Below are 25,205 nucleotides of genomic sequence, written 5' to 3' on the forward strand. Positions count from 1 at the left end.
TCTTTCAGGTCTTCAGGTCTTTTCGGTCAGGTATGCGATCAGGACCGGGACGTGGCTGTGGGACGGATCGCGGACGGCGGTGAGCAGGGTCACCCGCCCGGTGCCGGCTCGGGTCAGTAGCGCGGTGCGGGCGGATTCGGCTGCCGGGGAATCGAGTTCGGCGCGGTAGCGGGCGCGGAATTCGGCCTCGGTGAGACTGCCGCCGTGCAAGGCGCGGCGCAGCTCCGTGGACGGGGTCAACTCCTTGGCCCAGTCGTCGAGATGGGCGTCGGCCTTGGTGATTCCGCGCGGCCACAGGCGGTCGACCAGGACCCGCAGGCCGTCGTCCGGGTCGACCGGGTCGTAGACGCGGCGGACGGCGATGGTGGGTCCGCCGGCCGAGGTGCGCTGGGCCATGGTGGCTGCCTCCGGTTGGGGGTCGGTGCCGGATGCCCGCGTGTACCCCGCCGCCGGGCGGTCCCACCATCGGGCCGCGCGTGCGCTCGCGTGTGCGTGTTCGGCGCGGGTTCAGTACGCGATGCCGACCGGTTGGCGGTACGTCGCCGGGTCGTCGATGACCGCGAGCATCGCGTGTGCCACGTCGGCTCGGGCGATCGTGGCGCCGCGTGGCACGCTGCCGCCGATCTGCGTGCGGTACACACCGGTGACGGCCGCCTTGGTCAGCTTCGGCGGTCGCATCGCGGTCCAGTCGGTGTCGCTGCGGGCGAGTTCGGCCTCCATCGCCGCCAGGTCCGCGTATACGTCCTTGAGCATCGAGCGCAGGATCGGGATCAGGCCCTTGCGGACGAGGATCGAGTCCTCGGACGGTGTCGGGCCCACCGGCGCGGCGCTGATCGTCACCAGGCGCCGCACGCCCGTGTCGGCCATCGCGGTGATGATCGCGGCGGTCGCGGCGGCGGCGATCCCGGTGGCCTTGCGGTTGCGCGGGCCGATGCCGGAGAGCACCGCGTCGTGCCCGTCGATCGCCTCGCGCAACTCGGCCGGATTCGTCACGTCGGCCCGGACGACGTCGATGTTCGGGTGTTCGAAGTCGGGCCGGGACGGTGCCCGGACCACGGCCGTGATCTTGTGTCCGGCCGCCGCGGCCTGCCGCAGGACGTGTCCGCCGGTGGCGCCCGTCGCGCCGAGAACGGTGAGCCTCATGTGTCGCCTCCCGAGGTGGGTGAGTGTTCACTCACCCCTCCATGGTGAATACTTGCTCACCACTACGTCAAGCCCGGCCCCGGACCGCCCACGACGAACGGACGACCGCCCCGATGCACCACTCGCCCCACTCGGGCGCGGACCGGCAGGCGCCGGCGCCCACCCGGCAGCGCATCGTCGACGCCGCCGAGCATCTGATGCGTACGCTCGGCCTGGCGCGGACCACCACGAAGGAGATCGCGCGCGCCGCCGGGTGCTCGGAGGCCGCGCTGTACAAGCACTTCACCGGCAAGGAGGAACTGTTCGTCGCGGTCCTCCAGGAGCGGCTGCCGCCACTGGGTCCGCTGCTCGCGCAACTCTCCGGCGAGGCGAGCGAGTCGGGCGAGACGGGTGAATCGGCCGTGTCGGCCGTGTCCGGGGCGGGCGCGGACGCGGGCGGCGGCGACGTGGAGCGGCGGTTGGCGGCGATCGTGCGCCGCGCCGTGGAGTTCTACGAGGAGAGCATGCCGATCGCCTCGTCACTGTTCGCCGAACCCGCGCTGCTGCACCGGCACCGCGAGGCGCTGCGGGGCATCGGCGCCGGTCCGCAGGTACCGCTGCGCATGCTCGCCGACTACCTCGCGGTGGAGCGCGATCGGGGCCGGATCGCGCCCGAGGCCGACCCCCACGCGGCCGCCGCGCTGCTCCTGGGCGCGTGCTACCAGCGGGCGTTCCTGCGGCACTTCATGGGCGTCGAGGACGGCCCGCCCGTGGCCGAATTCGCCGCGAGCACCGCCCGCACGCTGATGCGCGGCATCGCCCGCACCTGATGTCGACGCGGGCTGCGACACTCCGGGCAGCGGAGGTCCGCCCGCGATGTCGGCCCGGGCTCATATCGTGCGCGCATGGAACTGACACCTCACATGATCACGATCGACTGCGCCGACGCGGGCCGGCTCGCCGCCTGGTGGGCGGACGCGCTGGGCGTGGAGATCGCCCAGGACTTCGGCGAGTTCGTCATGGTCGCGGCCGAGCCGCTGGTCCTCGGCTTCCAGCAGGTGCCGGAGCCGCGGGTCGGCAAGAACCGGCTGCACATCGACTTCTCCGCCCCCGACCGCGTCGCGGCGGTCGACCGGCTGGTCGGGCTCGGCGCCACGGTGGTGGGGGATCGCAGCGCGCCCGGACTGAACTGGACCACCATGCAGGACCCGGACGGCAACGAGTTCTGCGTCTCGGGGTAGCGGCGCCCGGACTCAGCGCCGGTTCAGGTGGTCCGCCAACGACCGCAACGCGGTGATGGTCTCCCGGTCCAGGGATTCGTCGTCGGCGGTGGGCCAGGCGCTGGTCTTGACGATGACGACGTCGGCTTCGGGGTCCACGTAGAGGTATTGGCCGAAGACGCCGATGCCGGTGAAGGCGCGCCGTGCGCCGCCGAGGGTCCACCACTGATCGGAATAGCCGTAGTGCGGTCGGCCGCTCGGGCCGAGTGCGCCGACCGCGATGTGCGGAACGTCGCGGCCGCGGCTGCGCGCCACCCACTCCTTCGGCACGATCCGCTCGCCCGCCCACTCGCCGTCGCGGGCCATCAGCAGGCCGATCCGGGCCAGATCGCGAGTGCTCGCGTTGAGCGAGCCGCCGCCGAGCGCGGTGCGCGGGCGGCCCCGGGTGAGGAAGTAGTACGCGTCGTCCTCGGTGCCGATCCGGGACCACAGCCGGCTTGCGGCGTACTCCGCGATCGGCATCCCCGTCGCGCCCTCCAGGACCCACCCCAGCACCTGCGTGTCGATCGTCGAGTAGTTGAACGCGGTGCCCGGCGGGCTCATCCGGGGCAGCGAGCGGATCACGTCCAGGATCGATCCGCCGCCGGTGACCGCGTGTTCGAAGCGGTTGATCGCGCTTTCCGGGACGGTCCAGTCCTCGACCGCGCCCACGCCGCTGCACATGTCCGACACCTGCTCGACGGTGGGCCCCTCGAACGCGGTCCCGGCCAGGTCGGGGCAGTACGTCACGACCGGGTCGTGCAGACTCGTGATCGCGCCCTCGGCCAGCGCGATGCCGACCAGGATCGAGGTCACCGACTTGGTCAGGGAGAACGCCTGGAAGCGCACACCCGGCCCGGCGCAGCGGCCCGGATAGCTCTCGTGCACGATCGCCCCGCGATGCAGCACCAGGAACGACGTGGTGAAGGTGCGCGCGTGCAGGTCCGCGAGCGGGCGCTCGACCCGGTCGAGGGTGTAGGTCGCCTCGATCGCCTCGGGCCGCTCCGGCCACGGGGACGGCGTCGCGGCGCGCGGGACGACGGTCTTGGGCATCAGCGCGTGCATGTGGGTGAAGGTCCACTCGTTCACCGGACGCCGCATCATCAGATCGCCCTGATGCCGCCAGAGCCACACTGCCCCGGCCGCGGCCCCGGCCAGGGCCGGCACGGTCCGACCCCAGCGCGGAATACCCGAAGCAGAACCCACGACGCCACTCTCCCTGTTGTGCGCACTCGTCTCGGATCGGATCGGATCGAACCGGATCGGACCGGGCGGCGGCCGGAGCCGCGCATCAGTAGAGCATCGACGCACGGGACGACGCGAGCGGTACGCGGCGGGCGGTCAGGCCCGGCCGCGCAGGTAGCGACCCCGGGAGAGTTCGGTGACCAGGACCGGATTGCCGCGGCCCGGGACCACGGTGCGGCGCTCCTCGGTCATGCCGAGCTTCGTCATCACGTTGGCCGAGGCGGCGTTGTCGACGTGGCATACGCTCACCAGGCGCGGGACACGGGCGTACTCGAACGCGAAGCGCAGCACCTCGACGGCGGCCTCGGTGGCGATGCCGTGACCCCAATACGGCCGCGCCAGTCGCCAGCCGATCTCGACGGCGGGCAGGATCTCCGGCAGGAACTCCGGTACGGCCAGGCCCGCCCAGCCGACGACCGTGCCGACCGGGCCCGGGTCGGGCGTACGCAACTCGATCGCGAACAGGCCGAACCCGCGTGCCTCCCAGTCGCGTTCGTAGCGGGCCAGGGCCGCTGCGCTCTCTTCGGGGGTAAGCGGCAGGCCGCCGCCGACATAGCGCATCACCTCGGGGTCGGCGTGCATCGCGGTGAGCGCGGGCAGGTCGTCGTCGTGCCAGCGGCGGAGCAGGAGGCGGTCGGTTTCGATCATGGAACCATCGTGCATGATCCGGCGGCGGCTCGGGGAACGCATTTTCGGGCTTCCGTACACCGCCGGATCGGGCCGCGACGCGAGGTGCCTTCGGCCCTCAACGCCATGTCCGATTCCCGCCGGACGGTGCGCCGCGGATCGCGCACAGTGGGTGGTGGAAGCCCCGGTGTCGCACCGGGATCGGTACTCGCGGCCCGCGGCCGCGGTCTTGGCGAAAGGTGCCATGATGACCGTCCACACCACCCTCGACAGCCCGCTCGGCGAGCTGCTGCTGATCGGCGAGGAGCGAGCCGACGGCACGGTCGCACTGACCTCGCTGTCCGTACCCGGCCAGAAAGGTGGGGCTCGGGTAGCCGCCCACTCGCGCGCCGACGCGACCGTGTTCGCCGAGCCGGTGCGCCAACTCGGCGCCTACTTCGCGGGCGAACTGCGCGACTTCGACCTGCCGTTGGCCCCGCGCGGCTCGGCCTTCCAGGAGCGGATCTGGGCCGCGGTCGACGAGATCCCGTACGGCACCACGACCACGTACGGCGCGATCGCCGAACGTGTGGGCACCTCGCGGGCGGGCGTCCGCGCGGTGGGCACCGCGATCGGCGCCAACCCGCTGCTCCTGATCCGCCCGTGCCACCGGGTGATCGGCGCCGACGGTGCGCTGCGCGGCTACGCCGGCGGGCTCGACCGCAAGGAGTACCTGCTCGACCACGAGGGCGCGCTGCCGGCGCGGCTGGGGTGAGCGCCGTGGACACCCTCTTCGCCGCCGAACCGGCGACCGGCACCGACCTCGCCGCGCGCCTCGACGAACACGGCCACGCGCTGACCCACCGGATCCTGGACCCTGACACCTGCCGGGAGATCGCGGACCTGTACGACCGACCCGAACTGTTCCGGGCCACGATCGACATGGCCCGACACCGGTTCGGCGCCGGGCAGTACCGCTACTTCGCCGCACCCGTCCCGGAGCCGATCGCGGCGCTGCGCGCGTCCTGCTACCCGCATCTGCTGCCGATCGCGCGCGCGTGGGCGGAGCGGCTGGGCCGGCCGGCGCCCTGGCCGGACACCCTGGACGAGTGGCTGACGATGTGTCATGCGGCGGGCCAGACCCGGCCGACGCCGATCCTGCTGCGCTACGGGCCGGGGGACTGGAACGCGTTGCACCGCGACCTGTACGGCGACCTGGTCTTCCCGCTGCAGGTGGTGATCGGCCTCGACGAGCCCGGCGTCGACTACACGGGTGGCGAATTCCTGTTGGCCGAACAGCGCTTCCGGGCGCAGTCGCGCGGCACCGCGATCAGCCTGCCGCAGGGGCACGGGCTGGTCTTCACCACCCGGGACCGGCCGATCCGCTCGGCCCGGGGCTGGTCGGCCGCCCCGATCCGACACGGGGTCAGCACGGTCCACTCCGGCCGGCGCCGCACTCTCGGCCTCGTCTTCCACGACGCGGCGTGAGTGCCGTGCGTGCCGTGAACGACGGTGCCGCCGGCGCGGGTGGCGGGTACACGCTGATCGGGCCGGACGGGCGGCCCTACCGCAGTGCGACCGCCGGCACCCTGGGCGGAACCACGAACGGCCGGCTGTACGGGCGGCTGGACTGCCGCAGCGCGTTGCGGGCGATCGCGCGCGGCGGCTATGTGGCGAGCCGGGTCTTCTTCGCGACCGAGGCGGACGCGGTGGCGGCGGGGTTCCGGCCCTGCGCGGTGTGCCTGCCGGCCGAGTACGCCCGCTGGAAGGGTTGCCCGCCCGCGCCGCACACCGAGGCGGAACTGGCCGACCTGCTCCGGAAGTTGGCCGGTCGGCGCACGCTGGCGATCGGACACGGCCGGGACCGCGCGTCCACCGCCGCCGCACACGCGCTCGCGGCGGCCTGGCCGGGCGAGGTGGTGAGCGTCGTCTCCTGGCCCGAGCAGGCCGCCTCGTGGCTGCGCCCGGCACTGCGGTTGACCGCCCAGGCGCCGGACGCCTGGGTGGTGGCGGGCGCGGCGCGGGGGTGGGCGGGGATGCGGGAGCGGTTGTTGCGGAGTACCGATTGGGACCCGGAACGCACGTATGGGTTCGCGTCGTTGGCGGGTGCGATCAGGGACGCGGGAGAGGAATAGAGCGTGACCCCCGGCTTCCTGTCGTACGCTCCGATCATGGCCGAACGCACTCTCGTCCCCGACGACTTCGTGATCCCCCCGCCGCCGAGCACGCCGTCCTTCCGGCTGGAGCCCTTGGCGGCCCGGCACAACGAGGCCGACCTCGCCGCGTGGACTTCGAGCATCGACCACATCCGCGCCACGCCGGGATTCGCCGGCCGCCACTGGCCGCCGCCGGAGGGCATGGCCCCGGCGGACAACCTGCGCGACCTGGTCAAGCACGCGGACGACTTCGCGCGGCGGGTGGGATTCACCTATACGGTGCTCGCCGTCGGGGGCGCGGAGGGCGTCGAGAGCGCGGAGGGCGCCGAGAGCGCGGAGGGCATCGAGGACGTCATCGGGTGCGTGTACATCTACCCCGACCGCGACGATCCGTCGATCACCAACGTGCGCTCGTGGGTGCGGGCCGATCGGGCCGACCTCGATGCTCCGCTCCACCACGAGGTGTCCGCGTGGCTCGCCGCCCGGTGGCCCTTCGAGCACGTGGTCTACGCCCCTCGGTAGGGACGTGCGCCCGGCTTGTTCAGGCGAACTCCGGTATAAGCGCCGCAAGTTCGCGCCATTCGTCGAGCGGGATGCGGCCTTGGTCCGGGGTGAGGACCTGGAGGCAGACGTGGTCGGCGCCCGCGTCGAGGTGTTCGCGGATGCGCTTGGCGATGGTCTCGGTGTCGCCGATCGCGAACAGGGAGTCGACCAGGCGCGTGCCCTCGCCGTCGAGTTCGGCCTGGCTGAAGCCGAGTCGGCGGAGGTTGTTCACCTGGTGTCGGGCGGCCTGGTAGCCGGCCACGAAGCCGCGCGCGACCTCCAGGGCCCGGGTCGGGTCGGCGGTCGGGGACGGGACCACGGTCAGCGCCACGGACAGGTACGGGTCCGGGCCCATCGTCTCCCGGGCGAGCGCGGTGTGGTCCACCGTCACCAGATAGGTGTGCGCGCCCCAGGTCCGGCGGCCGGCGAGGGCGAGCATCCCGGGGCCGAGGGCGGCGAGCACACGGCGGGCGGGGCGCTCGGGCGGGTCGCCGACGAGTACGGCGGCGTCCATCTCGTCGAGGTACGCGCCGACGCCCGCGACGGCCGGGGCGGTGTTCGCCTTGGGCATGCCGGGGACGTCCGCCTGCCCGGCGGCGCGGTGGCCGCCCAGGCCCAGCACGAAGCGGCCCGGATACGCCTCGTTGAGCGTGGCCTCGGCGGCGGCCATCAGGCGCGGGGTGCGCTCGGACATGATCGCGATGCCGGTGGCGACCGGGAGCGTACGCGTGGCCGACAGCAGGAGTTGGGCATGCGTCGTGGCCTCGCGGCCGATGCCCTCGCCGACCCACAGGCCGCCGTAGCCGAGGGCCTCGATCTCGGCGGCCGCGTCGCGTACCGCGCCGGCGGGTCGACCGTCGAACGCGAAGGTCCACAGGCCGAGTCGGCCGAGGGCGGTCTTGTCGTGCGTCATCGGGTTCCGTTTCGGTTCGTCGGGGTGTGCGGGTGGGGCGCGGGTCGGGCCCGCGGTGCCTCGCGGCATGGCTTCGCCCGGTGGGCGGGGCTCCGCCTGTAGACAGGGCTTCGCCCGGGGGCACGGCTCCGCCCGGTATTCCGGAGGGGTCCTCCGGTTTGCCTCTTCCACCATATGGAGGCAGGCTCCGTTTGACAATCGTGGTGTCGTTCGAGAGGGAGTGCCGATGAGCCGGCCGATGCGCGCCGATGCGCGGCGCAACTACGAGCGGCTGCTCGCCGAGGCCCGGGTGGTGTTCCGCGAGCAGGGCGTCGATGCGTCGCTGGAGGAGTTGGCCCGGCGGGCCGGGGTCGGGATCGGGACGCTGTACCGGCATTTCCCGACGCGCGACGCGCTGGTCGAGGCGGTGGTGCGGGACCGGTACGACGGCCTCACCGCGCGGGCCGCGGCGTTGCGCGACGCCGACGGCGCGCGGGACGCGCTGGCCACGTGGTTGCGGTTGCTGATCGAGGGGGCCGGTACGTTCCGGGGGATGAGCGCGACGCTGATGGCCACGCTCGCCGACGAGACGTCGGAGTTGTACGCCTCCTGCCATGCGATGCGCGAGGCCGGCGCCGCTCTGCTCACCCGCGCGCAGGCGGTGGGGGAGGTGCGCGCCGACATCGACACGGACGGGTTGTTCACCCTCGCGCACGGGATCGCGTGGGCGCACGAGCAGCGTGAGGTGGACGATCCGGAGCGGTTGCCCCGGCTGCTCGACGTGGTGGTCTTCGGGCTGGCGACGCGCGGCTGAGTACGCGCCGCGTCGGCGGCCGGGTGAACACGTGGGTGGGATGCGCGGCGACCCGCTCGGAGCGCGTGCGGGCGGCTCGGCCAGACTGCGGAGCATGGACAGTCAGGCGAATGGGCGTGCGAAAGACGCGGCGGACGTGCGGATCACCGGCGCCGCGGGGGCGTTGTTCTTCGATGCCGAGGGGCGGGTGCTGCTCGTCGAACCGGACTACAAGCCGGGGTTGGAGTTTCCCGGCGGGATCCTGGAACCGGGGGAGTCGCCGTGGGAGGGCTGCGTCCGGGAGGTCCGGGAGGAGTTGGGGATCGTGCTCGACGGTGCGCCGAACCTGCTCGTGGCGCAGTGGGTGGCGCCGGCGGGCGGGCATCGCGGCGGTATGCGCTGGCTGTTCGACGGGGGTGTGTTGACGGCCGATCGGATCGGGGAAATCCGGCTCCAGGCCGACGAGTTGCGGGCGTGGCACCTGCTGACGCCGGATCAGGGCGCGGCGGCGATGCCGGCGGGGCGGGCCGCGCGCCTGCGGGCGGCGCTGCGGGCGCGGGCGAGTGGTGGGGGGATGTACGTGGAGGGCGTGGAGTGAATCGGGCGGCCGTGGGCCGGCGGTGCGTGGTGCCTAGCGGTGCGTGGTGCCGTCGCCCGTCACGGCGGCCGTCAGCGCTTCGACGAGCGGGATCGGTGGGGCGTGCACCGCCGTCGGGTACACCAGCAGGGTGCCGTCGGCCGCGACGGCGAAGCGGCCGCCCAACCGGCCCTCGCGGGCGGCCTCCTCCGGGTCGAGGGGGATGGGTGGGCCCTCGTCGAGGATCAGGGTGTCCGGGGTCAGGCCGGCGCGCAGTACGGCCGCCTCCAGGGTCCTGGCCCGGCCCGGATGCGACGTGCGCAGCCAGATCTGCCGGGCCGGGAACGGGTCGCGCTCCCGGAACGGGCGACCCGCGTGGTCGAGCGAGAACAGGTCCCGCACCGGTCGGCGGTGCGCCACGACGATCGGTCGGCGGCCGGTGAGTCGCGAGCGTATTCCGGGCGGCGGGTAGCCGAGTACGGGTAGTGCCGCGATGCCCCGGCGGTCGAACTCGGCCGCCGTCGCGGCCAGCAGCGCCTCGACGCGCTCGGCGACCGCGGCCCAGTCGGCGGGTCGACGTGCGGCCGCGGTCGGGCCGACGCCGGATGCCGGGCCGGCCGACCGCTGCCGCTCGGCCTCGATGCGGGCCTCGAAGTCGCTCATGGCGGCAACCTACCGGCGCGTCGTGTGCGGCGGGGCGATTCGGGTGGGCGGGTGCGATCGGGGTGTGAACGAGGTGCGGGCGACGGGTGATCACCGCCCGGCCGGATCGTCAGCCCGTCCGGGTCCACTCCTGGCCGAGCGGCAAGCCGGTTTCCTTGTGAACAGCCGTTCCAGGATCAAAATTGACGGCCCATCAGCCTTGTCGATTGGCAAAGGTCGACGTATGTTCATGGCCAACAGGAAGGGGGACCCGTGGCGATTCCGGCACCGGAGGACACCTACGACCGGGTGCTCCTGGCGGCAGAGGAGCTGTTCGGCGAACACGGCTTCGCCGGCACCTCGTTGCAGGCCATCGCCGACCGTGTCGGGGTGACCAAGGCGGCCCTGTACTACCACTTCCGGACCAAGGACGAACTGCTCGACGCCCTGCTGCGCCCGGCCCTGAACGATCTGGACCGGGTGTTGGAGGTCGCCGAGAGCAGGCGTGGCACCACCGCTCGCCAACGCCTGCTGTTCGAGGGGTACGTCGACTTCCTCATCCGGTATCGCACCCTCGCCGTCATCCTCGACCGGGACGTCGCGATAGGCCGCCACCCCGCCATTCAGCCCCGACTCGCCTCGATCACCGCGCGGGTGCGCGAAGTCCTCGACGACGTCGACGACTCGATCGAATACCGCGTGTCGACGGCGGTGGCGATGGGTGGCATCTACTCCGCCGTCGCCGCCTTCCCCGAACTGCCCGACGACGAGCTGGGCCGCATCCTGCGCGGTGTGGTCCGCAAGCTCCTGGGCCCGCGCCGCAGGGCGCCGGGCCCGGTCGCCGGGGCCTGATCGAGCACGCGCTCACCGCACCACCGCTCCATCGCACCACCGCTCCACCGCGACGTTCGGCACCCGTCCCCGGCCGGATCCCGCGGCGACCTCGCACACCCTCCGGCAACGGGAGTTCCACCATGACGTGTCCGGTCCTCGACCACGGCTTCGACCCCACCGACCCCGACCTGTACACCACGCGCATCCCGCTCGACGAGTTCGCGCTGCTGCGCAAGACGTCCCCGGTGGTATGGGTCCCGCAGACGCCCGAGGTGTCCAACTTCGGCGACGACGGCTACTGGCTGGTCACCCGGCACGCGGACGTCAAGGAGGTCTCCACCAAGCCGGAGATCTACTCGACGAACAAGAACACCGCGATCATCCGCTTCGCCGAGGGCATGGACATGTCCAACATCGATGCGCAGAAGCTCATCATGATCAACATAGACCCGCCGGAGCACACCCGGCTGCGCAGCATCGTCCAGCGCGGCTTCACGCCCCGGGCGATCAACGCCCTCCAGGCCGCGCTGACCGAACGCGCCGCGCAGATCGTGGCGGACGCCAAGGCCAAGGGCTCGGGCGACTTCGTCACCGAGGTCGCCTGCGAACTGCCCCTGCAGGCGATCGCGGAACTGATCGGTGTACCGCAGGAGGACCGCCGGAAGATCTTCGAGTGGTCGAACAAGATGCTCGGCTACGACGACCCCGAGTACGCGGAGACCCAGGAGGCGGGCGCGCAGGCCGCCGCCGAGCTGATGCTGTACTCGATGGGCATGGCCGAGGAGCGCAAGGCGTGCCCGGCGCAGGACATCGTCACCCGGCTGATCACCGCCGAATCCGACGGCAGCCTGTCCTCCGACGAATTCGGCTTCTTCGTCCTGCTGTTGGCCGTGGCCGGCAACGAGACCACGCGCAACGCGATCACGCACGGGATGCTGGCGTTCTTCGACAACCCCGACCAGTGGGAGCTGTACAAGGCGGAGCGCCCGGAGACCACGGCGGACGAGATCGTGCGCTACTCCTCACCGGTGATGTCCTTCCAGCGCACCGCCACCCAGGACACCGTGCTCGGCGGCCAGGAGATCAAGGCGGGCCAGCGGGTCGGCATCTTCTACAGTTCGGCCAACTTCGACGCGGACGTGTTCGAGAACCCGACGAAGTTCGACATCACCCGCAGCCCCAACCCGCACCTGGGCTTCGGCGGTGGCGGCCCGCACTTCTGCCTCGGCGCCTCGCTCGCGCGCATGGAGATCAACCTGATGTTCAACGCCATCGCCGACGCGATGCCCGACATCACCAAGGCCGCCGACGCGAGGCGCCTCCGCCACGCCTGGATCAACGGCATCAAGGAACTCCAGGTCCACTACACGGCCAAGTAGCCGGGCCCGACCACGGGCCACCCCAAGCAGGCGCCGCCCACTCCCGGGAGCAGCGGGCGGCGCCTTCCCGCGGTCCGGCACGGTGATGGGACAAGGTTTCCGTACATCCGTGCGACCCCATCCGCGGGGCCCGACACGCGGCGGGTGGGCGTGCTCGGCGTCCGGTGATGGTCAGCCGGTCCAGGTGAGGCTGATGACGCTGACCAGTACCCGCGTGTCCTGGACTACGTAGGTGGCGAACCCGAAGCGGCCGAACGGCGCTTCCAGGGTGTCCTTCAGACCGCCGGCCATGCGTTTCCCGGCACCCCACGGGTCGCGCTGTAGCCGGTGCTCCAGGGTGTCGAGAGCGTTGAGGGCAGTGCGTGGCAGGGTCCGCCGGACCAACTCGGCCTTCGGGTGGTACTCGATCGTGTAGCTCACCGGTCCGCCTCTTGGAGTCGGGCGAGGGGGATCGCCCCCACGTCCTCGCCGGCGCGGACGGCTCGGGCGCGGTCGAGAATGTCGTCGTAGTCGCCGGCGCGGTGGTGGATGAGGCGCCGTTGCCAAGGTTCGAGGATGTTGGCGAGTTGGGCGAGGTCGCCGAGTTCGGCCGCGACGCGCAGTGCGTGTTGGTAGTCCTGTTCGAACTGGGCGCGGGCGTCGTCGGGGAGTTCGGCGCGGATTTGGCCGGGGGTGGGCCAGAGGGCGCCGCCGGTGTGGATCGTGACGTCGGGATCGCGCGGGTCGCGGGTGTCGTCCATGCCGTCAGCGTGGCATCGTGCCCACCGTGATCGGTAGCCGGCGCACTCGGATGGAGCACGCGCGGGTTATGCGCCCGGGTCGAGGGCGGGCAGGCGGCCGATTACCGTGGACCAGTCGTGTTCGTCGTCGCCGTCGAGTGGTGAGCCGTCCTCGTCGAGGACCAGGCCGACACCGCAGGCGCGCAGGGTGTCCAGGCTCCGGACGGAGGCCGGGTGCGCGGCCAGGGCGCTCTTGAACCAAGGCACGGCGACCACCGGGATGCCTGCGCCCAGCGCCTCGTTCAGGGTGCCGAGGGCTACGTTGTCGGAGATGCCGAGTGCCCATTTGTTGAGGGTGTTGAAGGTCAACGGGCAGGCGAGCAGGGCATCCGGGGCCGGGAACGGCCGCGGGTCGTCGGGCCCGCGCTCGCGGGTGCGCACCGGACGGCCCGCGATGGCCGCCAGGTCGTCGAGACTCGCGGCGAGCCATGCCGCGGCGGTCGGAGTGAGCGTGACAAACGTGTCCCAGCCGTCCGCGCGAACGGCGTGGACCAGGCTCCCGAGCCCACGCAGCGCAGGAGCAGCCCCGGCCACGACGTACAGCACACGATGCGTCATGCGTGAAGCCTACGAGCGCCCGACGCGGGTCTGTGTCCGGTGGAGCCGACGCAGGCACAGTTGCCGGAGGGCGCGCCTCGCGGCTCCCACCGCGACCGCCTCGGCCGGCGTTACAGTCCATGGAGCCGGTGCAGCATGAGCAGCGCGGCCCGCGTTGGCGGAACGAATCTCCCCGCGCGCGATCAGGTCCGGCACTTCTTTCAGCGGCACCCACTCGACCCGATCCGACTCGAACGCGTCCTCGGGCTCACCGACATGCTCGCGGCGTTGCCCGCCGGTAGGGCATCGCCAGGACAGCCTCGACCCTCTCGGCCACCTCACGCACGGTCGGCACACCCGTGTGTGGGGCGAACTCGCGGTGCATCCCGTGCGGGCGATCCGCGAGGCGCCGGGACTCCACGCCCTGCGCGGCGTCCAGCCCGCCCGATGCGGCCACGTGGGCTCGGAAGGGCGGTGCCGGACGATCCGTCGGCCCGTGCGTCCAGGTCGATGTCCCGAGGTCGTTCACGCGTTGGGCGAGCCCTGCGCGAGCCTGTCCTTGCCGGGCGGGCGACTGGGGAACGAATGGGGCGGGAGTCGGGCGTGGTGGTCGCGAGGCTCGTCGTTGGTTCAGATCCCGACGACCTTGAGCATGGTGACCACCAGGACGTCGCGGCTGATCTCGTACTCGGTGATCACCCCCGCGAGGCACGCCGAGCGCCGGTCCTTGTTGCGCGGATGGCGGCGCCGTGGGCGTAGGGATCGCGGGCCATGGCGGCTACCGCGCGGTCGAAGTCGCGGCGGGTCGAGGCGGGTCGAGGCGGAGAGGGCGGCGTATTCGCTGCGGGCCCGGTCGGAGTACTGCACGTAGTAGCTGCTCATGGCTCAACCGGGTTCCCGTCGATGTCGACGACGCCGGTGAGGTCGCCGGAGCGAATGCGCTCGGCGTCGGCGTCGATGCGGGCGTGCTCCTCCGGGGGATGGCCCAGTGGACGGCGATGGCGGCCAGGTCCTTGAGAGGGGCGTTGCCGATCTCCTTGTCGAAGGCGTCGCGCCGGTCTTCGGGGAGGGCGGCACGGATGTCGACGAGGGGGCCGGGGAGTTCGGTGGGGACGCCATTGATGGTGGTGGCGATGGTCGGCCGGTCGGGGTCGCGGAGGTCGTGGTCCATGCCCTCAGGGTGACATCGCGATCCGGGTAACAGGCAGCCGGCGCGCAAAGCCGTGGGCATACCGCAACGTGCGCCGGGGCGTGTGCCAACCGCTTCGGCTCAGGGTGCGGGCGGGCTCGCGTCCCCCCCGGGGGGCGCCGCCGGGGGTCCGGGTTGCCGACGGCGCCTTGGCCTCTCAGGACTTGAGGAGTTCGGCTTCCTTTTCCGGGGGCAGGCCGACCACCGGGCGGTCGGGGCGTTGGGGGGCCACTCCGCCCAGGGTGCGGAGCCAGGTCCAGGTGTCGGCCACGGTTTCCGCTGTCGGGCGGATGCGGAGGCCGGCGGCCAGGGCCTTGCTCACGTCGCGGCGGTGGATACTGTTGTAGTCCTCGCCCGCCGGGACCCACACCGGCAGTTCGATCCACGGCTGCACGTCGGCGGCCAGGATCGTCTCCGGGTCGATCCAGCGCAGTTCGGCGGTGGAGCCGGTGACCCGCACGCACAGGTCGAGCAGTTCGCCCATCGTGGTGTGGCCCGTCGGCGAGATCAGGTTGTACGGGCCGCTCAGGCCCGCCTCGGCGGCGTGCACCGACCACTCGGCCAGGTCGCGCGCGTCGATGAACTGCAGCGGGGACTCGCGCGGGCCGGGTGCGACCACGGGGCCGCCTCGGGCGATCCGGTTGAGCCACCACGGGAGGCGGCCGATGTTCTCGCGCGGTCCCAGGATCAGGCCGGCGCGCGCGTGCACGTACCGGTCGCCGAAGGCCCGCTCGATGGCGATCTCGGCGCCGCGCTTGGCGATCGGGTACGCCACGTCGCCGTCGTCGGGCGAACCCTCGACCAACGGCGCCTCCTCGCCCACCCCGGCGAGCGTCGGCTCCGCGTACACCGAGCACGTGGAGATGTACACATAGCGCCCGACCCGGTCGGCCAGCAGGTCGGCCGTGTCCCGCACCGCCCTGGGTGCGGCACTCCACGTGTCCAGGACCACGTCCCACTCGCCGTCGGCCAGCGCCGCCAGACCACCCTCGACGGTGCGATCACCGACCAACGGGCGTACCTCGGGCGGGAGTTCGTACCGACCGCGGTTGAACACGGTGACGTCCCAACCCCTGGCGAGCGCGGCGTCGGTCAGGGCCCGGCCGACGAATTCGGAACCACCCAGGATCAAAGTTCTCATGATCAGACTCTGCCCGCGTACGGCCGCCACGGGAAGGATCCTCTGCTCTCGGCGGAATCACCCGGGCGTCGACCCGGGACGACTCGGGCATCCACAGCGGCGACCCGGCCCCCGCACCCCCACTCACCGCGCCGACCCGCGCGCGCACGGATGCCCCGCACCGTCCCGTTCCACCGACTCCTGCTCGGCCAGTTCCCGATCCAACAACCGCAACAACCGCAGCAGCTCGGCCCGGTCCGCCTCGCCCAGCCGATCGAACACGGCCGCCCCCGCGCCCTGACGGATCGCCCGGATCCGACGCACCTCGGCGCGCCCCTGCTCCGTCGGCTCCACCAACGTCGCCCGCCGATCCACCGCCGAGGCGCTGCGCCGGACCAATCCGCGCGCCGCCAGGTCGTCCACCACCGTCGTCGCCGAGCGCGGCACGATCTCCAGGCGCGCGGCGAGGTCCGCCATCCGCAGCGGCTCACCGGCGTGCACGAGCACCTTCATCGCGTGCGCCTGGGCGGGGGTCAGGCCCAACGGGGCGAGTTCGCGGCCGGCGCGGATCCGGATGCGCTTGGCCAGGCGCATGAACAGGTCGCCGATCGGCGCCGAGCTGGATTCCGGCGAACTCACGCGTGTCACGTCCCGAGGAGCGGGGATCCTGATGGATCCGGGTACACCCATTGTCTCCGGACCGGTCGCCCGGCCCCATCGCCGTGTCGCCCGCCGGCCCCGAGTCGTCACCCCCGGTCCCGAACGACGGGGGCGTGCCGGACAAACGCCGCGTCCCGTGCCGGGAGTTCCCGGCGCGGCCCACCGGCGCGCAGCACCACGTCCAGCACCCGGTCGATCTCGCACGCGTAGCCCCCCGAGGCCCAGGCCGCGTTGGCCTCGACGACCGCCCAGCCCGTGTCGGTGCCGCCCACGTCCACCACGATCGCCGAGGGCAGGTCCGCCCCGGCCGCCGCCAGCACGTCGGCGCCGAAGGCGAGCGCGTCCGGACCGCGCCGGCACGCCGCGATCGGCGCGATGTCCAGGTCGCCGTCGACGGCGTACCGCGACGCCGCGTGCACCGCCCCGTCCAGGCAGAACAGCCGGTATTCCGCCCGGAACACGATGGTCTCGCTGAGCAGCACCGCGGTGTCCGGGTCCGCCGCGTCGCTGCCCGGCAGCTGGGTGCCGTCCCGGTACACCCTGGCCGGGAACGACTTGTCGTTCGGCGGCTTGACGAACATCGGCCGACGCAGCGTCCACGCGTGCGCCAACGTGGTCGCGGTGATCTCCCGCCGGGTCAGTTCGACCGGCAGCCGCGCCAACCAGTCCTCCGGCGCCTCCAGCAGACCCAGGTCCAGATCGCGCGCGGTCGCGTCGGCGAACAGCGGCCCCGCGTACAGGTGCGCCCGCGTGCCCATCAGGTCGTCCGGCGCCTGCCAGGTGTGCAGGCGGCGTACCGGCAGGTCGCGGCGATGGGCGGCGCTCGCCAGGGCTCGGTCGGTGTCGGTGCTGCGTGGGGACAGGACCAGGACGCGGTCGGTGTGGGTCATCGGCCCAGGGTGTCGGGGACGGGCGCGGCGGGGCGAGTGTTTTTCGGCGTCGAGGGCGTGGCATTGTTTCGGGCATGCTTCCCCTGGTCCATGCCATTCGTTACGTCACGCCCATGCGTGAGGGCGGCTCGTTGCCCGGGCTCGTCGAGGCCGACGACCTCGGCACGTATGTCGTCAAGTTCCGCAGTGCCGGGCAGGGGCCCAAGGTGTTGGTCGCCGAGGTCGTGGTGGGCGAACTGGCGCGTCGGCTCGGGCTGCCGGTGCCGGCGCTGGTGCGGGTCGAGGTGGATCCGGTGATCGCGCGCGGCGAACCGGATCAGGAGGTACAGGAGCTGGTGCAGGCCAGCGCCGGGCTGAACCTCGGAATGGACTTCCTGCCGGGCTCGGCCGACTTCACCCCCGCCACTTGGGAGCCGGACCCCGAACTGGCCGCGCGCGTGTTGTGGCTGGACGCGTTCACCTCCAACGTGGACCGTTCCTGGCGCAACCCGAACCTGCTGGTCTGGCACGGCCGGTTGTGGCTGATCGACCACGGCGCCTCGTTGTGGTTCCACCACGCGTGGCAGGCCGCCGCGTCCGCCGCCACGCGCCCGTTCGACGCGAGCGACCACGTGTTGGCCGCGCTCGGCGGACCGGGCCTGCTCAAGGCCGACGCCGAGCTGGCCCCGAGGATCACCCGCGAGCTGCTGACCGAAGTGCTGGCACTGGTCCCGGACGAGTGGCTGGAACCGGGCGACGCGGAGCGGGCGCTCGGCCTGGACCGTCCCGGCGCGCTGCGCGAGGCGTACATCGCGCACCTGCTGGCCCGCGCCGCCGCCCCGCGCGCGTGGTTGCCGGAGATCGCGCCCGAGGTGTCCGCGCGCCAGGGCGCCGCGCAGCCGTCGAACCGTCCGGATTGGCTCAAGTGATGACGATGGCCGTGCAGCGGGAGTTCTTCGAGTACTCGATCATCCGGCTGGTGCCGCGCGTGGAGCGCGGGGAGTGTCTGAATGTCGGGGTGGCCCTGTACAGCCAGGCATTCGACTTCCTGGGCGCGCGTACGCACGTCGAGCAGTCCAGGTTGTGCGCGCTCGACCCGGAGGCCGACCCGACCCAGGCCAGGGCGGTACTGGCCGCGTGGGAGCTGGTGTGCGCGGGCAGCGAGTCGGCCGGCGCGCCGGGCGCGGAACCGCTCGGCCGGCGCTTTCGCTGGCTGACCGCGCCGCGCAGCACGATCGTGCAACCGGGCCCGGTACACGGCGGGTTGACCGCGAACCCGGCGGCGGACCTGGATCGGTTGTTCGACCTCCTGGTGTTGTGACGGGTGCGGCCATCCGTGTGGTGACGGGTACGGCCATTCCTCGGACGCCGGCCCCGCACGCTGAGCGTTTGTGACCGGTCGTGATCTGTCGGTGGTCGAACGCGCTGCGCTACCGTGGCTCGCACGGGTGCGTTCCCGGACTCCGACGGAGGAGGCGACGATGATCCGTACCTACGGTCCGCAGAGTCGCGGCATGGTGGTCTGCACGCTCGTGCTGCTGACCATTCTCGGCCTGTACAGCGCGGTCTACGAAGCGGTCGCGTGGACGTGGCTGGTGTGGTCGCTCCTGGCGATGGTCACGGGCCTGCTCGTGGCCACCGATCGAGGCGTATAGCGACGCCGATCGGGGCGTATGGCGCCGCGCTCCGGGCCCCGGCGGACTCGCGGCGCGCGGCGCGCGGCGCGCGGATCGCCTACGCCACCGTGAACCCGTGCCGGTCACCCAACCGGGCCAGCGAACGGCGGCCCGGGATCCCGTCGGCGTCGGAGCCGCTGTAGCCGAGCCTGCGCTGCCACTCCGCGTACGCCCGCACGGTCGCGGTGCCGTAGTGCCCGTCGGCCAGGCCCTCGGCCAGCAACCCCTCCGCGACCAGCGCGTTCTCGACCATGCGCGTCCCCATGTAGGTGACGGGCGTTCCGGGCCGCTCCGGGTCCGAACGCGCCGCCGCGACCAGTTCGGCCAGGTCCACGGCGGGCCGCTGGGCCGGGATCTCGACGTCCGGGCCACCCGTGGCGGCGGCCACGATCCCGGGGAAGACCAGCTCGGTGAACTGGCGCACCCGCGCATCACCGGGGCAGGCGGTGCCGCCCAGCGACCACTGGGCGAACATCCGGTGGTAGCCGTAGCCCGGGTCGTCCCAGGCGCGGCACACCCGCAGCGGCAGGCCGTGCCGTTGGTGCAGCCACACGCCCAGCCGGATCAGGCTCGCGACCTGGGCGTCGGTCCACGGATCGGTGTGCTCCAGGTTGCTCGCGCTCTCGCAGCTGACCGCTCCGGTGCCGTCGGCCCGCCGGTTCGCCGACGCGTTGGCGTCGGCGCGGGTCTCGGTGCCGATGAACTGGAACAGACCCCCGTCGTACGCGCAGCCGAAGTGCGACTCCAGGTTGGTCGAGTCGCGCCAGTACTCGTACATCCGTTCCCCGGACCACGGTGCGGCGATCGAGTGGAGGATCAACTGGGTGGGGCGGATACCGGGCTGGGAGTCGGATTCGGGTTGTAGTTCACGTTTGGTGGCTCCGGAGTACCAGGCCATGGCGGTCCCCCTGGGATCGACTACGGGAAAGTCGCGAATGACCATGGTCACGACGCTTCGCACGGTTTTAGCCGATCTTTGGGAAATTCGAGCCAACCATCCCTGATTCGTCGATAATGCCCCCGGCGGGAGCCACTCCGGGGCCGGCTCGATACGCATCCCGCGCCGGCCGAAGATGCCGGCCGCGGGCGTTTGACTTCGGCCGGTATCGGGGCGTTTCGGGTGATTTGCGACGCTGGGTCGGTTACCGGTCGGTTGTCGAGTCTCCACAAGTATTAGGACGTCCTCTTTATCGGTGTCGATACCCCGGCGCCGACGTATCCCTGACAGCGTTGCGAGACAAGTGACCGGCTCGCGATCGTGCGCCGGTCGTCTGTGTCGCGTTTTGACAAGGCTTCGACTGAGCTGGGGTGCGTTGTATGTCGCTCGGCAGGACCGATGTGGTGGTGACGGGGATGGGTGCGACCACGCCGTTGGGCGGGGATGTGCCCTCGACGTGGGCGGCCCTGCTGGCGGGCGAGTCGGGAATCGGCGCGCTGACGGATCCCTGGGCAGCCGACCTGCCGGTGCGGATCGCCGGGCGGATGAAGGTCTGCCCCGAGACGGTGCTCGACCGGGTCAAGGCCCGGCGGCTCGACCGCTGTCAGCAGGCCGCGCTGGTGGCGGCGCGTGAGGCGTGGCAGGACGCGGGCGCGCCGGCGGTCGAGCCGGAACGGTTCGCCGTCGTGGTCGGCACCGGCATGGGCGGCGCCATGACGATGCTCGCGCAGCACGACCTGCTGGCCGAGTCCGGGGTGCGCCGGGTGTCCCCGCACACCGTGCCGATGCTGATGCCCAATGGGCCGGCCGCGCAGGTGAGCATGGAACTGGGCGCCCGGGCCGGCGCGTACACCCCCGTGAGCGCGTGCGCATCGGGCTCCGAGGCGATCGCCTACGGCCTGGACCTGATCCGCCTCGGCCGCGCCGACGTGGTGGTCGCGGGCGGTGCGGAGGCGACGATAGGCGCGCTGCCCATCGCCGGCTTCGCGCAGGCCCGCGCGTTGTCCACGCACGGCGGCGACCCCGCGACCGCGTCGCGTCCGTTCGACGTCACGCGCAACGGCTTCGTGATGAGCGAGGGGGCCGCGCTCGTGGTCCTGGAGCGGGCCGAATTCGCGGCGGCGCGCGGTGCGTTCGTACACGCGTACCTGGCCGGCGCCGGGGTCACCTCGGACGCGAACCACATCACCGCCGGGTACGGCCCCGGCCAGGTCCGGGCGCTGCGGCTGGCGATGGCCGAGGCGGGCGTCACCGGCGCCGACGTGGACCACATCCAGGCGCACGCGACCTCGACCCCGGCCGGCGACGTGCTGGAGGCCGCGTCGATCACCGAGGCGATCGGTACGCACGCGGCGGTCACCGCGATCAAGTCGATGCTCGGCCACCTGTGCGGCGGCGCCGGCGCGATCGCCGCGGTCGCGGCGGTGTCGGCGCTGCGCGACGGGGTCGTCCCGGCCACCATCAACCTGGACTCGCAGGACCCGGACATCGACCTGGACGTGGTCGCCAAGGAACCCAGGGTCGGCCCGCTCAACGTCGCGGTGGCCAACGCCTTCGGCTTCGGCGGACACAACGCGACGCTGGTCTTCACGTCGGCCAACTAGCGCCCGACGACACCCGGGGAGCGAGCGCTCCGATCGGCTGCGGTCGGGGCGCACTCGGGCGGCGGGGCGCCCGGTGGTGGGCGTGGGGCCGGTGGTGAAAAACCCGGTGCGTCGGGGCTGTGTCTTCCGCCAGGCTTGGTTCTGTGTTTTTATCGAGAATCCCGCGTGCATCGAGCGAATCAGGAAGCTCGTTTGCCTCATTCGTTTCTAGGCTGAAGCCTATGAAGACCACGGGGAAGAGCAGCGCGGACACCAGCGGCGAGGCGGCGGGCGGCGAGAGCGGGAAGTCCGGTCCGATCGCCGCTTTCGCGCGCTTCGTGGTCTTCGGCGGCGGTACCGGGATCGCCTCCTCCGGTGCACTGGTCGTACTCTCCGGCACGATGCCGATCGCGGTCGCCAACGCGTTCGTGACCGTGGTCTCCACGGTGGCCGCCACCGAGTTGCACAGCCGGTTCACCTTCGGCGGCGGCCGGGCCGGGCTGCGCGCGCACGGGCAGTCCGCGCTCAGCGCGCTGGCCGCGTACCTGGTCACCACGGCCGCGATGCTGGGCCTGCACGCGGCGGCCCCGGGCGCGGGCGTGCTGGTCGAACAGGGCGTCTACCTGGGCGCGTCCGGCCTGGCCGGGATCGGCCGCTTCGTGGTGCTGCGCCTGTTCGTCTTCACCCGCCCGGGCGCCCGGCCCCACCCGGCCGCGCCCGCGCTGGCACGCGCCCAGGTGGTGGCCGCGGCGTAGGGGCGGCGCCTCGGGCACGGCCCGGCCGCTTCGGCGGCGGACGCGGGCTCAGCGTGGTTCGAGCGTCCACCACTGCGACGGGTGGTCGGTGTCCTCCCACTGCCGTACGGCCCCGCCGACCTCCGTACTGCCGTCGGCGACCTCGAGCAGCAGCCCGCTGACGTAGTTGATCAGCGTGACCCGCCCCGCCTCCTCCGCGTGCTCCTCCAGGATCCACTCCTGGGCGCCGAAGTTGTTGGCCCGCCAGAGCTGTACATAGGCCCCGTTCTCCACGGAGGCCCCGATCACGTCCAGCCGCTTCCCGGCGACCACGTGCTCCAGGTGATACACGGCCCCACCGGGATGGACCGCCGAGACCCGCCAATGTTGCGCGGTCGTCCCGTCGTCGGCCCCCTGCACCACCCGGGCCCCACCCCCGGTCCGGCCCCCCTCGACCTCGAGCACGAGCCCACTGTGCACATTGCGCACCACGTACACACCCTCGCCGATTCCACCCACGCCGCGCTCCCGGACACCGTACAAACGATCTTGAACCAGCCACCCTCCCACGCCCCACCGACACCCACCCACGGGCCCGACCCAACCCGAGCCCCCAGACCGCCTCCGCCACCCCCGCCCCTACCGACCGCCGCCTCGACCGAACCTGGGTGTTTGGTGGCGGGGGCTGGTGCGGGGCTGGTCTGAGTGGGTGGTGGGCCGCCGCCGGCGTGCGGGGGTCCGAGACTTCGAGGTCCCGGAGGGGCGGGTGTGTTGGTCGGCTTAAAAGCGGCCGGCAGCGGCGGGCGGTGTGGGTGCTCGGGTTGGGTTCACCGGGGGTGCGTTTTGGAGTGGGTCGGGTGGTTTCGGCGCGCGTTGTGCTTGTGGTTGCGGGTGGCTGTTGCGGGGCTGGTCTGAGTGGGTGGTGGGCCGCCGCCGGCGTGCGGGGGTCCGAGACTCCGGGCTTGCGGCGAGGCGGGCGTGTTGGTCGGCGAAAACCGGCCGGCAGCGGGGGCGGGAGAGCGCTCGGGTCGTGCCCTCCGGGGAGCCTTCCCGGGTGGGTCGGGACGTTGCGGGGGTGTTGGAGGGGAGTTGGGGTTCGAAACCGGATCGCGATGGGTGGTTGTGGGCTTCGAGGCTCGGTGACCTGCCGTTTTGCGAGGTCGGGGCGGAAAGTCGGGCGACGAGTGCCGGTTTCGTGCGCTCCGACCCCCTCAACGCCGGAGCGGAGACCGAAACCGCACACTCGGAGCCGGCTTCGAGCACTGCCACTCCAAAGAGGCCGTCAAGGCGGCCGAAAGTGCCCAGCGAGAGCCGAAACCGGATCCCGAGGCACCCCAAACGCTCTCCTCTCCGCGCTGACCTGCGGTTTTCTCCCACACCGAGGCCGCGGCACCCAACGCCGTCCGGTTTCGTGAACTCTCGCTCCACACCCGCCCACTGCACCTCGAAGAAATGCCCTGCCCGACCCACTCCGGAACGCACGCCCGGCGAACCCGACCCGAGCGCCCGCCAGGCCCGCCGCTGCCGGCCGCTTTTTCGCCGAGCAACACGCCAGTCTCGTCGGGAGCCCTCCGCCTTGGAGCCCGGCACGCCGGCCGCGTTCCACCACCGACTCTGACAAGCCCCGCACCGGCACCCGCGACCCAAGGCGCCACCCCCGCTGGAAGCACCCGGCCCACTCGGGAACGCACGCCCGGCGAACCCGACCCGAGCGCCCTCTCTGTCCGCCGCTGCCGGCCGCTTTTTCGCCGAGCAACACGCCAGTCTCGCCGGGAGCCCTCCGTCTCGGAGCCCCGCACGCCGGCGGCGGCCCACCACCGACTCCGACCGGCCCCGCACCGGCCATCCGCGACCCAAGGCGCAACGTGCGTCGGAAGTGCTCGACCCATTCGGAAAGGCCGTCGGGGAATCCCAGCCGAGAACCCTCCCGCCCCGGGTCAGGGGGATGGGAAGGAGTTGTCGAGGAAGGCGGTCCACGCGGCCTGTACGCGGCGGGTGTGGCTCGGGTCGGTGGCGGCCAGGTGGTCCAGGAGGAGGCCGCGGAGGGTGGCCAGGACCAGGGTTGAGGGGACTTGGTGGTCGGCCAGGACGCGGTCGAGTGGGGGGGAGCCATTCGTCGAGGGAGGCGACGGTGAAGTCGGACCAGGGGGCGTCGCCCTGGAAGGACCGTACGTAGCCGTCGAAGAACAGGCGCAGCGCGCCGCGTCGTTCCGGTGCCACCAGCCAGGTCCACAGCAGGTCGAGGGTGTCGCGGGCGGTGCCGGGGCGGCCGTCGGCGCGGGTGACCAGGGCGAGTTGTTCGGCGCGGCCGACCTCCAGGATCTCCCGGATCAGGCCCTCCTTCGAGCCGAAGAGGTAGAGCAGTACGCGCGGGCTGGAGCCGATCGCCCGGGCCAGCGGGCGCAGCGACAACTCGGCCAGGCCGTGTTCGGCGACATAGGCCACGCTCGCGGCGAGCAGTTCGTCGCGGCGGGCGGAGGTGGGGGGTTTCGCGTCGGCGGTCATCCGCAAACCCTCCACTGAAACGACTGTTTCAGTGGAGGGTCGGTGGGGCGTTCGTGAAGGTTTTCGAGATCGTGACCTCGACATCGGGCCCGCGCGTCGTGCGGATTCGGGACGCCGACCGCCCCGGCGACCTGGGCGCGGTCGCCGCGCTGCACGGGGTGCTGTACCGCCGCGAGTACGGCATGGACGCCACGATGGAGGCGTCGGTCGCGGCCGGGATGGCCGAACCGGTGCCGGCGCGGGCCCGGGAGGGAGACGACGGGCCCGGGCGGATGTGGGTGGCCGACGACGGCGAACGGGTCTTGGGCGCGGTGGGGTTGACCCGCGAGAGCACGGCCTGATGCGGCTGCGCTGGGTGATCCTGGACCCGGTCGCCCGGGGGGGCACGGCGTGGGCCGCGCGCTGCTCGACGTCGCGCCGGCCCGAGGGCCGCCGGCGCGACGCGGCCGGGGTGTACCTGTGGGCCATCGCGGGCCTGGGCGCGTCCCGGCACCTGTACGAGCAGGCGGGCTTCACCCCGACCGAGGAGCACCCCGCGCGTACGTGGGGGGATCGACGTCATGGGGCA

General features: G+C 72.4%; 32 protein-coding genes and 1 pseudogene. 16 read left to right on the forward strand and 17 right to left on the reverse strand.

Annotated features, from left to right (window positions below; genetic code table 11):
* Positions 1-12: 12 nt before the first annotated feature.
* Entirely contained in the window at positions 13-396 is a 384-nt protein-coding gene (locus ACWGR4_RS07350; RefSeq protein ID WP_452128542.1) for a DUF488 domain-containing protein, read from the reverse strand.
* Between the two features lie 111 nt (positions 397-507).
* On the reverse strand, positions 508-1,143 hold the full coding sequence (locus ACWGR4_RS07355) for an NAD(P)-dependent oxidoreductase (RefSeq protein ID WP_380001648.1): 636 nt from the start codon (positions 1,141-1,143) through the stop codon (positions 508-510).
* A 113-nt stretch (positions 1,144-1,256) separates the two neighbouring features.
* On the opposite strand from ACWGR4_RS07355, the gene ACWGR4_RS07360 reads away from it, so the two are divergent.
* Together ACWGR4_RS07360 and ACWGR4_RS07365 are read left to right on the forward strand one after the other, a co-directional pair.
* Positions 1,257-1,952, forward strand: a complete 696-nt coding sequence (locus tag ACWGR4_RS07360; RefSeq protein ID WP_452128541.1) for a TetR/AcrR family transcriptional regulator — start codon at positions 1,257-1,259, stop codon at positions 1,950-1,952.
* A gap of 75 nt (positions 1,953-2,027) precedes the next feature.
* Positions 2,028-2,363, forward strand: coding sequence for a VOC family protein (locus tag ACWGR4_RS07365; protein ID WP_380001652.1), 336 nt, complete (start codon positions 2,028-2,030; stop codon positions 2,361-2,363).
* A 12-nt stretch (positions 2,364-2,375) separates the two neighbouring features.
* Here the strand turns inward: ACWGR4_RS07365 and ACWGR4_RS07370 are convergent, their stop codons facing one another.
* Positions 2,376-3,587, reverse strand: coding sequence for a serine hydrolase domain-containing protein (locus ACWGR4_RS07370; RefSeq protein WP_452128540.1), 1,212 nt, complete (start codon positions 3,585-3,587; stop codon positions 2,376-2,378).
* A 135-nt stretch (positions 3,588-3,722) separates the two neighbouring features.
* On the reverse strand, positions 3,723-4,274 hold the full coding sequence (locus ACWGR4_RS07375) for a GNAT family N-acetyltransferase (RefSeq protein ID WP_452128539.1): 552 nt from the start codon (positions 4,272-4,274) through the stop codon (positions 3,723-3,725).
* A gap of 226 nt (positions 4,275-4,500) precedes the next feature.
* On the opposite strand from ACWGR4_RS07375, the gene ACWGR4_RS07380 reads away from it, so the two are divergent.
* The 4 genes from ACWGR4_RS07380 to ACWGR4_RS07395 are packed head-to-tail and all read left to right on the forward strand — an operon-like array spanning position 4,501 to position 6,910.
* Positions 4,501-5,007, forward strand: a complete 507-nt coding sequence (locus ACWGR4_RS07380) for a methylated-DNA--[protein]-cysteine S-methyltransferase (RefSeq protein WP_452128538.1) — start codon at positions 4,501-4,503, stop codon at positions 5,005-5,007.
* Positions 5,004-5,720, forward strand: coding sequence for a 2OG-Fe(II) oxygenase (locus ACWGR4_RS07385; RefSeq protein WP_439677795.1), 717 nt, complete (start codon positions 5,004-5,006; stop codon positions 5,718-5,720). Before ACWGR4_RS07380 ends, ACWGR4_RS07385 begins: the two co-directional genes overlap by 4 nt.
* Positions 5,721-5,734: 14 nt before the next feature.
* Positions 5,735-6,367 carry a hypothetical protein gene (locus ACWGR4_RS07390; protein WP_452128537.1) on the forward strand — a complete coding sequence of 211 codons (633 nt, stop codon included), beginning with the start codon at positions 5,735-5,737 and terminating at the stop codon, positions 6,365-6,367.
* Between the two features lie 36 nt (positions 6,368-6,403).
* The gene (locus ACWGR4_RS07395) at positions 6,404-6,910 is read left to right on the forward strand and encodes an N-acetyltransferase (protein ID WP_452128536.1); all 507 of its coding nucleotides are present in this window, start codon (positions 6,404-6,406) and stop codon (positions 6,908-6,910) included.
* 19 nt (positions 6,911-6,929) lie between these two features.
* Here ACWGR4_RS07395 and ACWGR4_RS07400 read toward each other — a convergent pair whose 3' ends face one another.
* On the reverse strand, positions 6,930-7,844 hold the full coding sequence (locus ACWGR4_RS07400) for a TIGR03620 family F420-dependent LLM class oxidoreductase (protein WP_452128535.1): 915 nt from the start codon (positions 7,842-7,844) through the stop codon (positions 6,930-6,932).
* A gap of 226 nt (positions 7,845-8,070) precedes the next feature.
* Between ACWGR4_RS07400 and ACWGR4_RS07405 the strand changes: the two genes are divergently transcribed.
* Positions 8,071-8,637: a TetR/AcrR family transcriptional regulator gene (locus ACWGR4_RS07405; protein WP_380001666.1), complete on the forward strand. Its 567-nt coding sequence runs from the start codon at positions 8,071-8,073 to the stop codon at positions 8,635-8,637.
* A gap of 94 nt (positions 8,638-8,731) precedes the next feature.
* Positions 8,732-9,214 (forward strand): NUDIX domain-containing protein, encoded by a 483-nt coding sequence (locus ACWGR4_RS07410; protein WP_380001668.1) that lies wholly within the window; start codon positions 8,732-8,734, stop codon positions 9,212-9,214.
* A gap of 33 nt (positions 9,215-9,247) precedes the next feature.
* Here ACWGR4_RS07410 and ACWGR4_RS07415 read toward each other — a convergent pair whose 3' ends face one another.
* Complete coding sequence (locus ACWGR4_RS07415) at positions 9,248-9,856, reverse strand: hypothetical protein (protein WP_452128534.1); 609 nt, start codon at positions 9,854-9,856, stop codon at positions 9,248-9,250.
* A gap of 252 nt (positions 9,857-10,108) precedes the next feature.
* Between ACWGR4_RS07415 and ACWGR4_RS07420 the strand changes: the two genes are divergently transcribed.
* Both ACWGR4_RS07420 and ACWGR4_RS07425 read left to right on the forward strand, forming a co-directional pair.
* Positions 10,109-10,687, forward strand: coding sequence for a TetR/AcrR family transcriptional regulator (locus ACWGR4_RS07420; protein ID WP_380001672.1), 579 nt, complete (start codon positions 10,109-10,111; stop codon positions 10,685-10,687).
* A 122-nt stretch (positions 10,688-10,809) separates the two neighbouring features.
* Complete coding sequence (locus tag ACWGR4_RS07425) at positions 10,810-12,048, forward strand: cytochrome P450 (protein ID WP_380001674.1); 1,239 nt, start codon at positions 10,810-10,812, stop codon at positions 12,046-12,048.
* Positions 12,049-12,219: 171 nt separating this feature from the next.
* Here the strand turns inward: ACWGR4_RS07425 and ACWGR4_RS07430 are convergent, their stop codons facing one another.
* The 8 genes and pseudogenes from ACWGR4_RS07430 to ACWGR4_RS07465 all read right to left on the reverse strand — a co-directional run bounded on the left by ACWGR4_RS07430 (position 12,220) and on the right by ACWGR4_RS07465 (position 17,223).
* Positions 12,220-12,468 (reverse strand): type II toxin-antitoxin system RelE family toxin, encoded by a 249-nt coding sequence (locus tag ACWGR4_RS07430; RefSeq protein ID WP_380001676.1) that lies wholly within the window; start codon positions 12,466-12,468, stop codon positions 12,220-12,222.
* Positions 12,465-12,788, reverse strand: coding sequence for a DUF6247 family protein (locus ACWGR4_RS07435; protein ID WP_380001678.1), 324 nt, complete (start codon positions 12,786-12,788; stop codon positions 12,465-12,467). The genes ACWGR4_RS07430 and ACWGR4_RS07435 overlap by 4 nt, the downstream gene beginning before the upstream one ends.
* Positions 12,789-12,854: 66 nt before the next feature.
* Entirely contained in the window at positions 12,855-13,385 is a 531-nt protein-coding gene (locus ACWGR4_RS07440) for a flavoprotein (RefSeq protein ID WP_452128533.1), read from the reverse strand.
* A 110-nt stretch (positions 13,386-13,495) separates the two neighbouring features.
* Positions 13,496-13,652: pseudogene (locus tag ACWGR4_RS07445) on the reverse strand (NUDIX hydrolase); the annotation flags it as partial.
* 342 nt (positions 13,653-13,994) lie between these two features.
* On the reverse strand, positions 13,995-14,246 hold the full coding sequence (locus ACWGR4_RS07450; protein ID WP_452128532.1) for a hypothetical protein: 252 nt from the start codon (positions 14,244-14,246) through the stop codon (positions 13,995-13,997).
* 464 nt (positions 14,247-14,710) lie between these two features.
* A complete protein-coding gene (locus ACWGR4_RS07455) occupies positions 14,711-15,694 on the reverse strand; it encodes an SDR family oxidoreductase (protein WP_452128531.1) in 984 nt (327 codons plus the stop codon).
* Positions 15,695-15,817: 123 nt separating this feature from the next.
* Positions 15,818-16,312 carry a MarR family winged helix-turn-helix transcriptional regulator gene (locus ACWGR4_RS07460; protein WP_452128530.1) on the reverse strand — a complete coding sequence of 165 codons (495 nt, stop codon included), beginning with the start codon at positions 16,310-16,312 and terminating at the stop codon, positions 15,818-15,820.
* Positions 16,313-16,419: 107 nt separating this feature from the next.
* Positions 16,420-17,223 (reverse strand): ATP-grasp domain-containing protein, encoded by an 804-nt coding sequence (locus ACWGR4_RS07465; RefSeq protein WP_452128529.1) that lies wholly within the window; start codon positions 17,221-17,223, stop codon positions 16,420-16,422.
* Between the two features lie 74 nt (positions 17,224-17,297).
* On the opposite strand from ACWGR4_RS07465, the gene ACWGR4_RS07470 reads away from it, so the two are divergent.
* The 3 genes from ACWGR4_RS07470 to ACWGR4_RS07480 all read left to right on the forward strand — a co-directional run bounded on the left by ACWGR4_RS07470 (position 17,298) and on the right by ACWGR4_RS07480 (position 18,857).
* On the forward strand, positions 17,298-18,131 hold the full coding sequence (locus tag ACWGR4_RS07470; RefSeq protein WP_380001692.1) for a HipA family kinase: 834 nt from the start codon (positions 17,298-17,300) through the stop codon (positions 18,129-18,131).
* The gene (locus ACWGR4_RS07475) at positions 18,131-18,523 is read left to right on the forward strand and encodes a DUF3037 domain-containing protein (protein ID WP_078974045.1); all 393 of its coding nucleotides are present in this window, start codon (positions 18,131-18,133) and stop codon (positions 18,521-18,523) included. The genes ACWGR4_RS07470 and ACWGR4_RS07475 overlap by 1 nt, the downstream gene beginning before the upstream one ends.
* Positions 18,524-18,683: 160 nt before the next feature.
* Positions 18,684-18,857, forward strand: a complete 174-nt coding sequence (locus ACWGR4_RS07480) for a hypothetical protein (RefSeq protein ID WP_380001694.1) — start codon at positions 18,684-18,686, stop codon at positions 18,855-18,857.
* Positions 18,858-18,936: 79 nt separating this feature from the next.
* On the opposite strand, the gene ACWGR4_RS07485 is transcribed toward ACWGR4_RS07480, so the two are convergent.
* The gene (locus tag ACWGR4_RS07485) at positions 18,937-19,776 is read right to left on the reverse strand and encodes an N-acetylmuramoyl-L-alanine amidase (RefSeq protein ID WP_380001696.1); all 840 of its coding nucleotides are present in this window, start codon (positions 19,774-19,776) and stop codon (positions 18,937-18,939) included.
* A gap of 419 nt (positions 19,777-20,195) precedes the next feature.
* Between ACWGR4_RS07485 and ACWGR4_RS07490 the strand changes: the two genes are divergently transcribed.
* Positions 20,196-21,419: a beta-ketoacyl-[acyl-carrier-protein] synthase family protein gene (locus ACWGR4_RS07490; RefSeq protein WP_380001698.1), complete on the forward strand. Its 1,224-nt coding sequence runs from the start codon at positions 20,196-20,198 to the stop codon at positions 21,417-21,419.
* A 221-nt stretch (positions 21,420-21,640) separates the two neighbouring features.
* Entirely contained in the window at positions 21,641-22,153 is a 513-nt protein-coding gene (locus ACWGR4_RS07495) for a GtrA family protein (RefSeq protein ID WP_452128528.1), read from the forward strand.
* Between the two features lie 48 nt (positions 22,154-22,201).
* Here the strand turns inward: ACWGR4_RS07495 and ACWGR4_RS07500 are convergent, their stop codons facing one another.
* Both ACWGR4_RS07500 and ACWGR4_RS07505 read right to left on the reverse strand, forming a co-directional pair.
* Positions 22,202-22,651, reverse strand: coding sequence for an RICIN domain-containing protein (locus ACWGR4_RS07500; RefSeq protein ID WP_380001702.1), 450 nt, complete (start codon positions 22,649-22,651; stop codon positions 22,202-22,204).
* 261 nt (positions 22,652-22,912) lie between these two features.
* Positions 22,913-24,721 (reverse strand): TetR family transcriptional regulator, encoded by a 1,809-nt coding sequence (locus ACWGR4_RS07505; protein ID WP_452134186.1) that lies wholly within the window; start codon positions 24,719-24,721, stop codon positions 22,913-22,915.
* Between ACWGR4_RS07505 and ACWGR4_RS07510 the strand changes: the two genes are divergently transcribed.
* The gene (locus ACWGR4_RS07510; protein ID WP_452128526.1) at positions 24,709-24,978 is read left to right on the forward strand and encodes a hypothetical protein; all 270 of its coding nucleotides are present in this window, start codon (positions 24,709-24,711) and stop codon (positions 24,976-24,978) included. The two genes, ACWGR4_RS07505 and ACWGR4_RS07510, sit on opposite strands and share 13 nt — an antisense overlap.
* Positions 24,979-25,205: the final 227 nt, after the last annotated feature.

Source organism: Embleya sp. NPDC055664, assembly GCF_053618075.1.

Bases quoted from the DNA above. Each gene is read 5' to 3' on its own strand.
- ACWGR4_RS07360 (WP_452128541.1), top strand. From the start codon at position 1,257: ATGCACCACTCGCCCCACTCGGGCGCGGACCGGCAGGCGCCGGCGCCC.
- ACWGR4_RS07375 (WP_452128539.1), bottom strand. From the start codon at position 4,274: ATGATCGAAACCGACCGCCTCCTGCTCCGCCGCTGGCACGACGACGAC.
- ACWGR4_RS07485 (WP_380001696.1), bottom strand. From the start codon at position 19,776: ATGGCCTGGTACTCCGGAGCCACCAAACGTGAACTACAACCCGAATCC.
- ACWGR4_RS07380 (WP_452128538.1), top strand. From the start codon at position 4,501: ATGACCGTCCACACCACCCTCGACAGCCCGCTCGGCGAGCTGCTGCTG.
- ACWGR4_RS07490 (WP_380001698.1), top strand. From the start codon at position 20,196: ATGTCGCTCGGCAGGACCGATGTGGTGGTGACGGGGATGGGTGCGACC.
- ACWGR4_RS07355 (WP_380001648.1), bottom strand. From the start codon at position 1,143: ATGAGGCTCACCGTTCTCGGCGCGACGGGCGCCACCGGCGGACACGTC.
- ACWGR4_RS07480 (WP_380001694.1), top strand. From the start codon at position 18,684: ATGATCCGTACCTACGGTCCGCAGAGTCGCGGCATGGTGGTCTGCACG.
- ACWGR4_RS07455 (WP_452128531.1), bottom strand. From the start codon at position 15,694: ATGAGAACTTTGATCCTGGGTGGTTCCGAATTCGTCGGCCGGGCCCTG.
- ACWGR4_RS07350 (WP_452128542.1), bottom strand. From the start codon at position 396: ATGGCCCAGCGCACCTCGGCCGGCGGACCCACCATCGCCGTCCGCCGC.
- ACWGR4_RS07505 (WP_452134186.1), bottom strand. From the start codon at position 24,721: ATGTCGAGGTCACGATCTCGAAAACCTTCACGAACGCCCCACCGACCC.
- ACWGR4_RS07410 (WP_380001668.1), top strand. From the start codon at position 8,732: ATGGACAGTCAGGCGAATGGGCGTGCGAAAGACGCGGCGGACGTGCGG.
- ACWGR4_RS07435 (WP_380001678.1), bottom strand. From the start codon at position 12,788: ATGGACGACACCCGCGACCCGCGCGATCCCGACGTCACGATCCACACC.
- ACWGR4_RS07440 (WP_452128533.1), bottom strand. From the start codon at position 13,385: ATGACGCATCGTGTGCTGTACGTCGTGGCCGGGGCTGCTCCTGCGCTG.
- ACWGR4_RS07405 (WP_380001666.1), top strand. From the start codon at position 8,071: ATGAGCCGGCCGATGCGCGCCGATGCGCGGCGCAACTACGAGCGGCTG.
- ACWGR4_RS07450 (WP_452128532.1), bottom strand. From the start codon at position 14,246: ATGAGCAGCTACTACGTGCAGTACTCCGACCGGGCCCGCAGCGAATAC.
- ACWGR4_RS07475 (WP_078974045.1), top strand. From the start codon at position 18,131: ATGACGATGGCCGTGCAGCGGGAGTTCTTCGAGTACTCGATCATCCGG.
- ACWGR4_RS07365 (WP_380001652.1), top strand. From the start codon at position 2,028: ATGGAACTGACACCTCACATGATCACGATCGACTGCGCCGACGCGGGC.
- ACWGR4_RS07400 (WP_452128535.1), bottom strand. From the start codon at position 7,844: ATGACGCACGACAAGACCGCCCTCGGCCGACTCGGCCTGTGGACCTTC.
- ACWGR4_RS07465 (WP_452128529.1), bottom strand. From the start codon at position 17,223: ATGACCCACACCGACCGCGTCCTGGTCCTGTCCCCACGCAGCACCGAC.
- ACWGR4_RS07425 (WP_380001674.1), top strand. From the start codon at position 10,810: ATGACGTGTCCGGTCCTCGACCACGGCTTCGACCCCACCGACCCCGAC.
- ACWGR4_RS07470 (WP_380001692.1), top strand. From the start codon at position 17,298: ATGCTTCCCCTGGTCCATGCCATTCGTTACGTCACGCCCATGCGTGAG.
- ACWGR4_RS07415 (WP_452128534.1), bottom strand. From the start codon at position 9,856: ATGAGCGACTTCGAGGCCCGCATCGAGGCCGAGCGGCAGCGGTCGGCC.
- ACWGR4_RS07395 (WP_452128536.1), top strand. From the start codon at position 6,404: ATGGCCGAACGCACTCTCGTCCCCGACGACTTCGTGATCCCCCCGCCG.
- ACWGR4_RS07495 (WP_452128528.1), top strand. From the start codon at position 21,641: ATGAAGACCACGGGGAAGAGCAGCGCGGACACCAGCGGCGAGGCGGCG.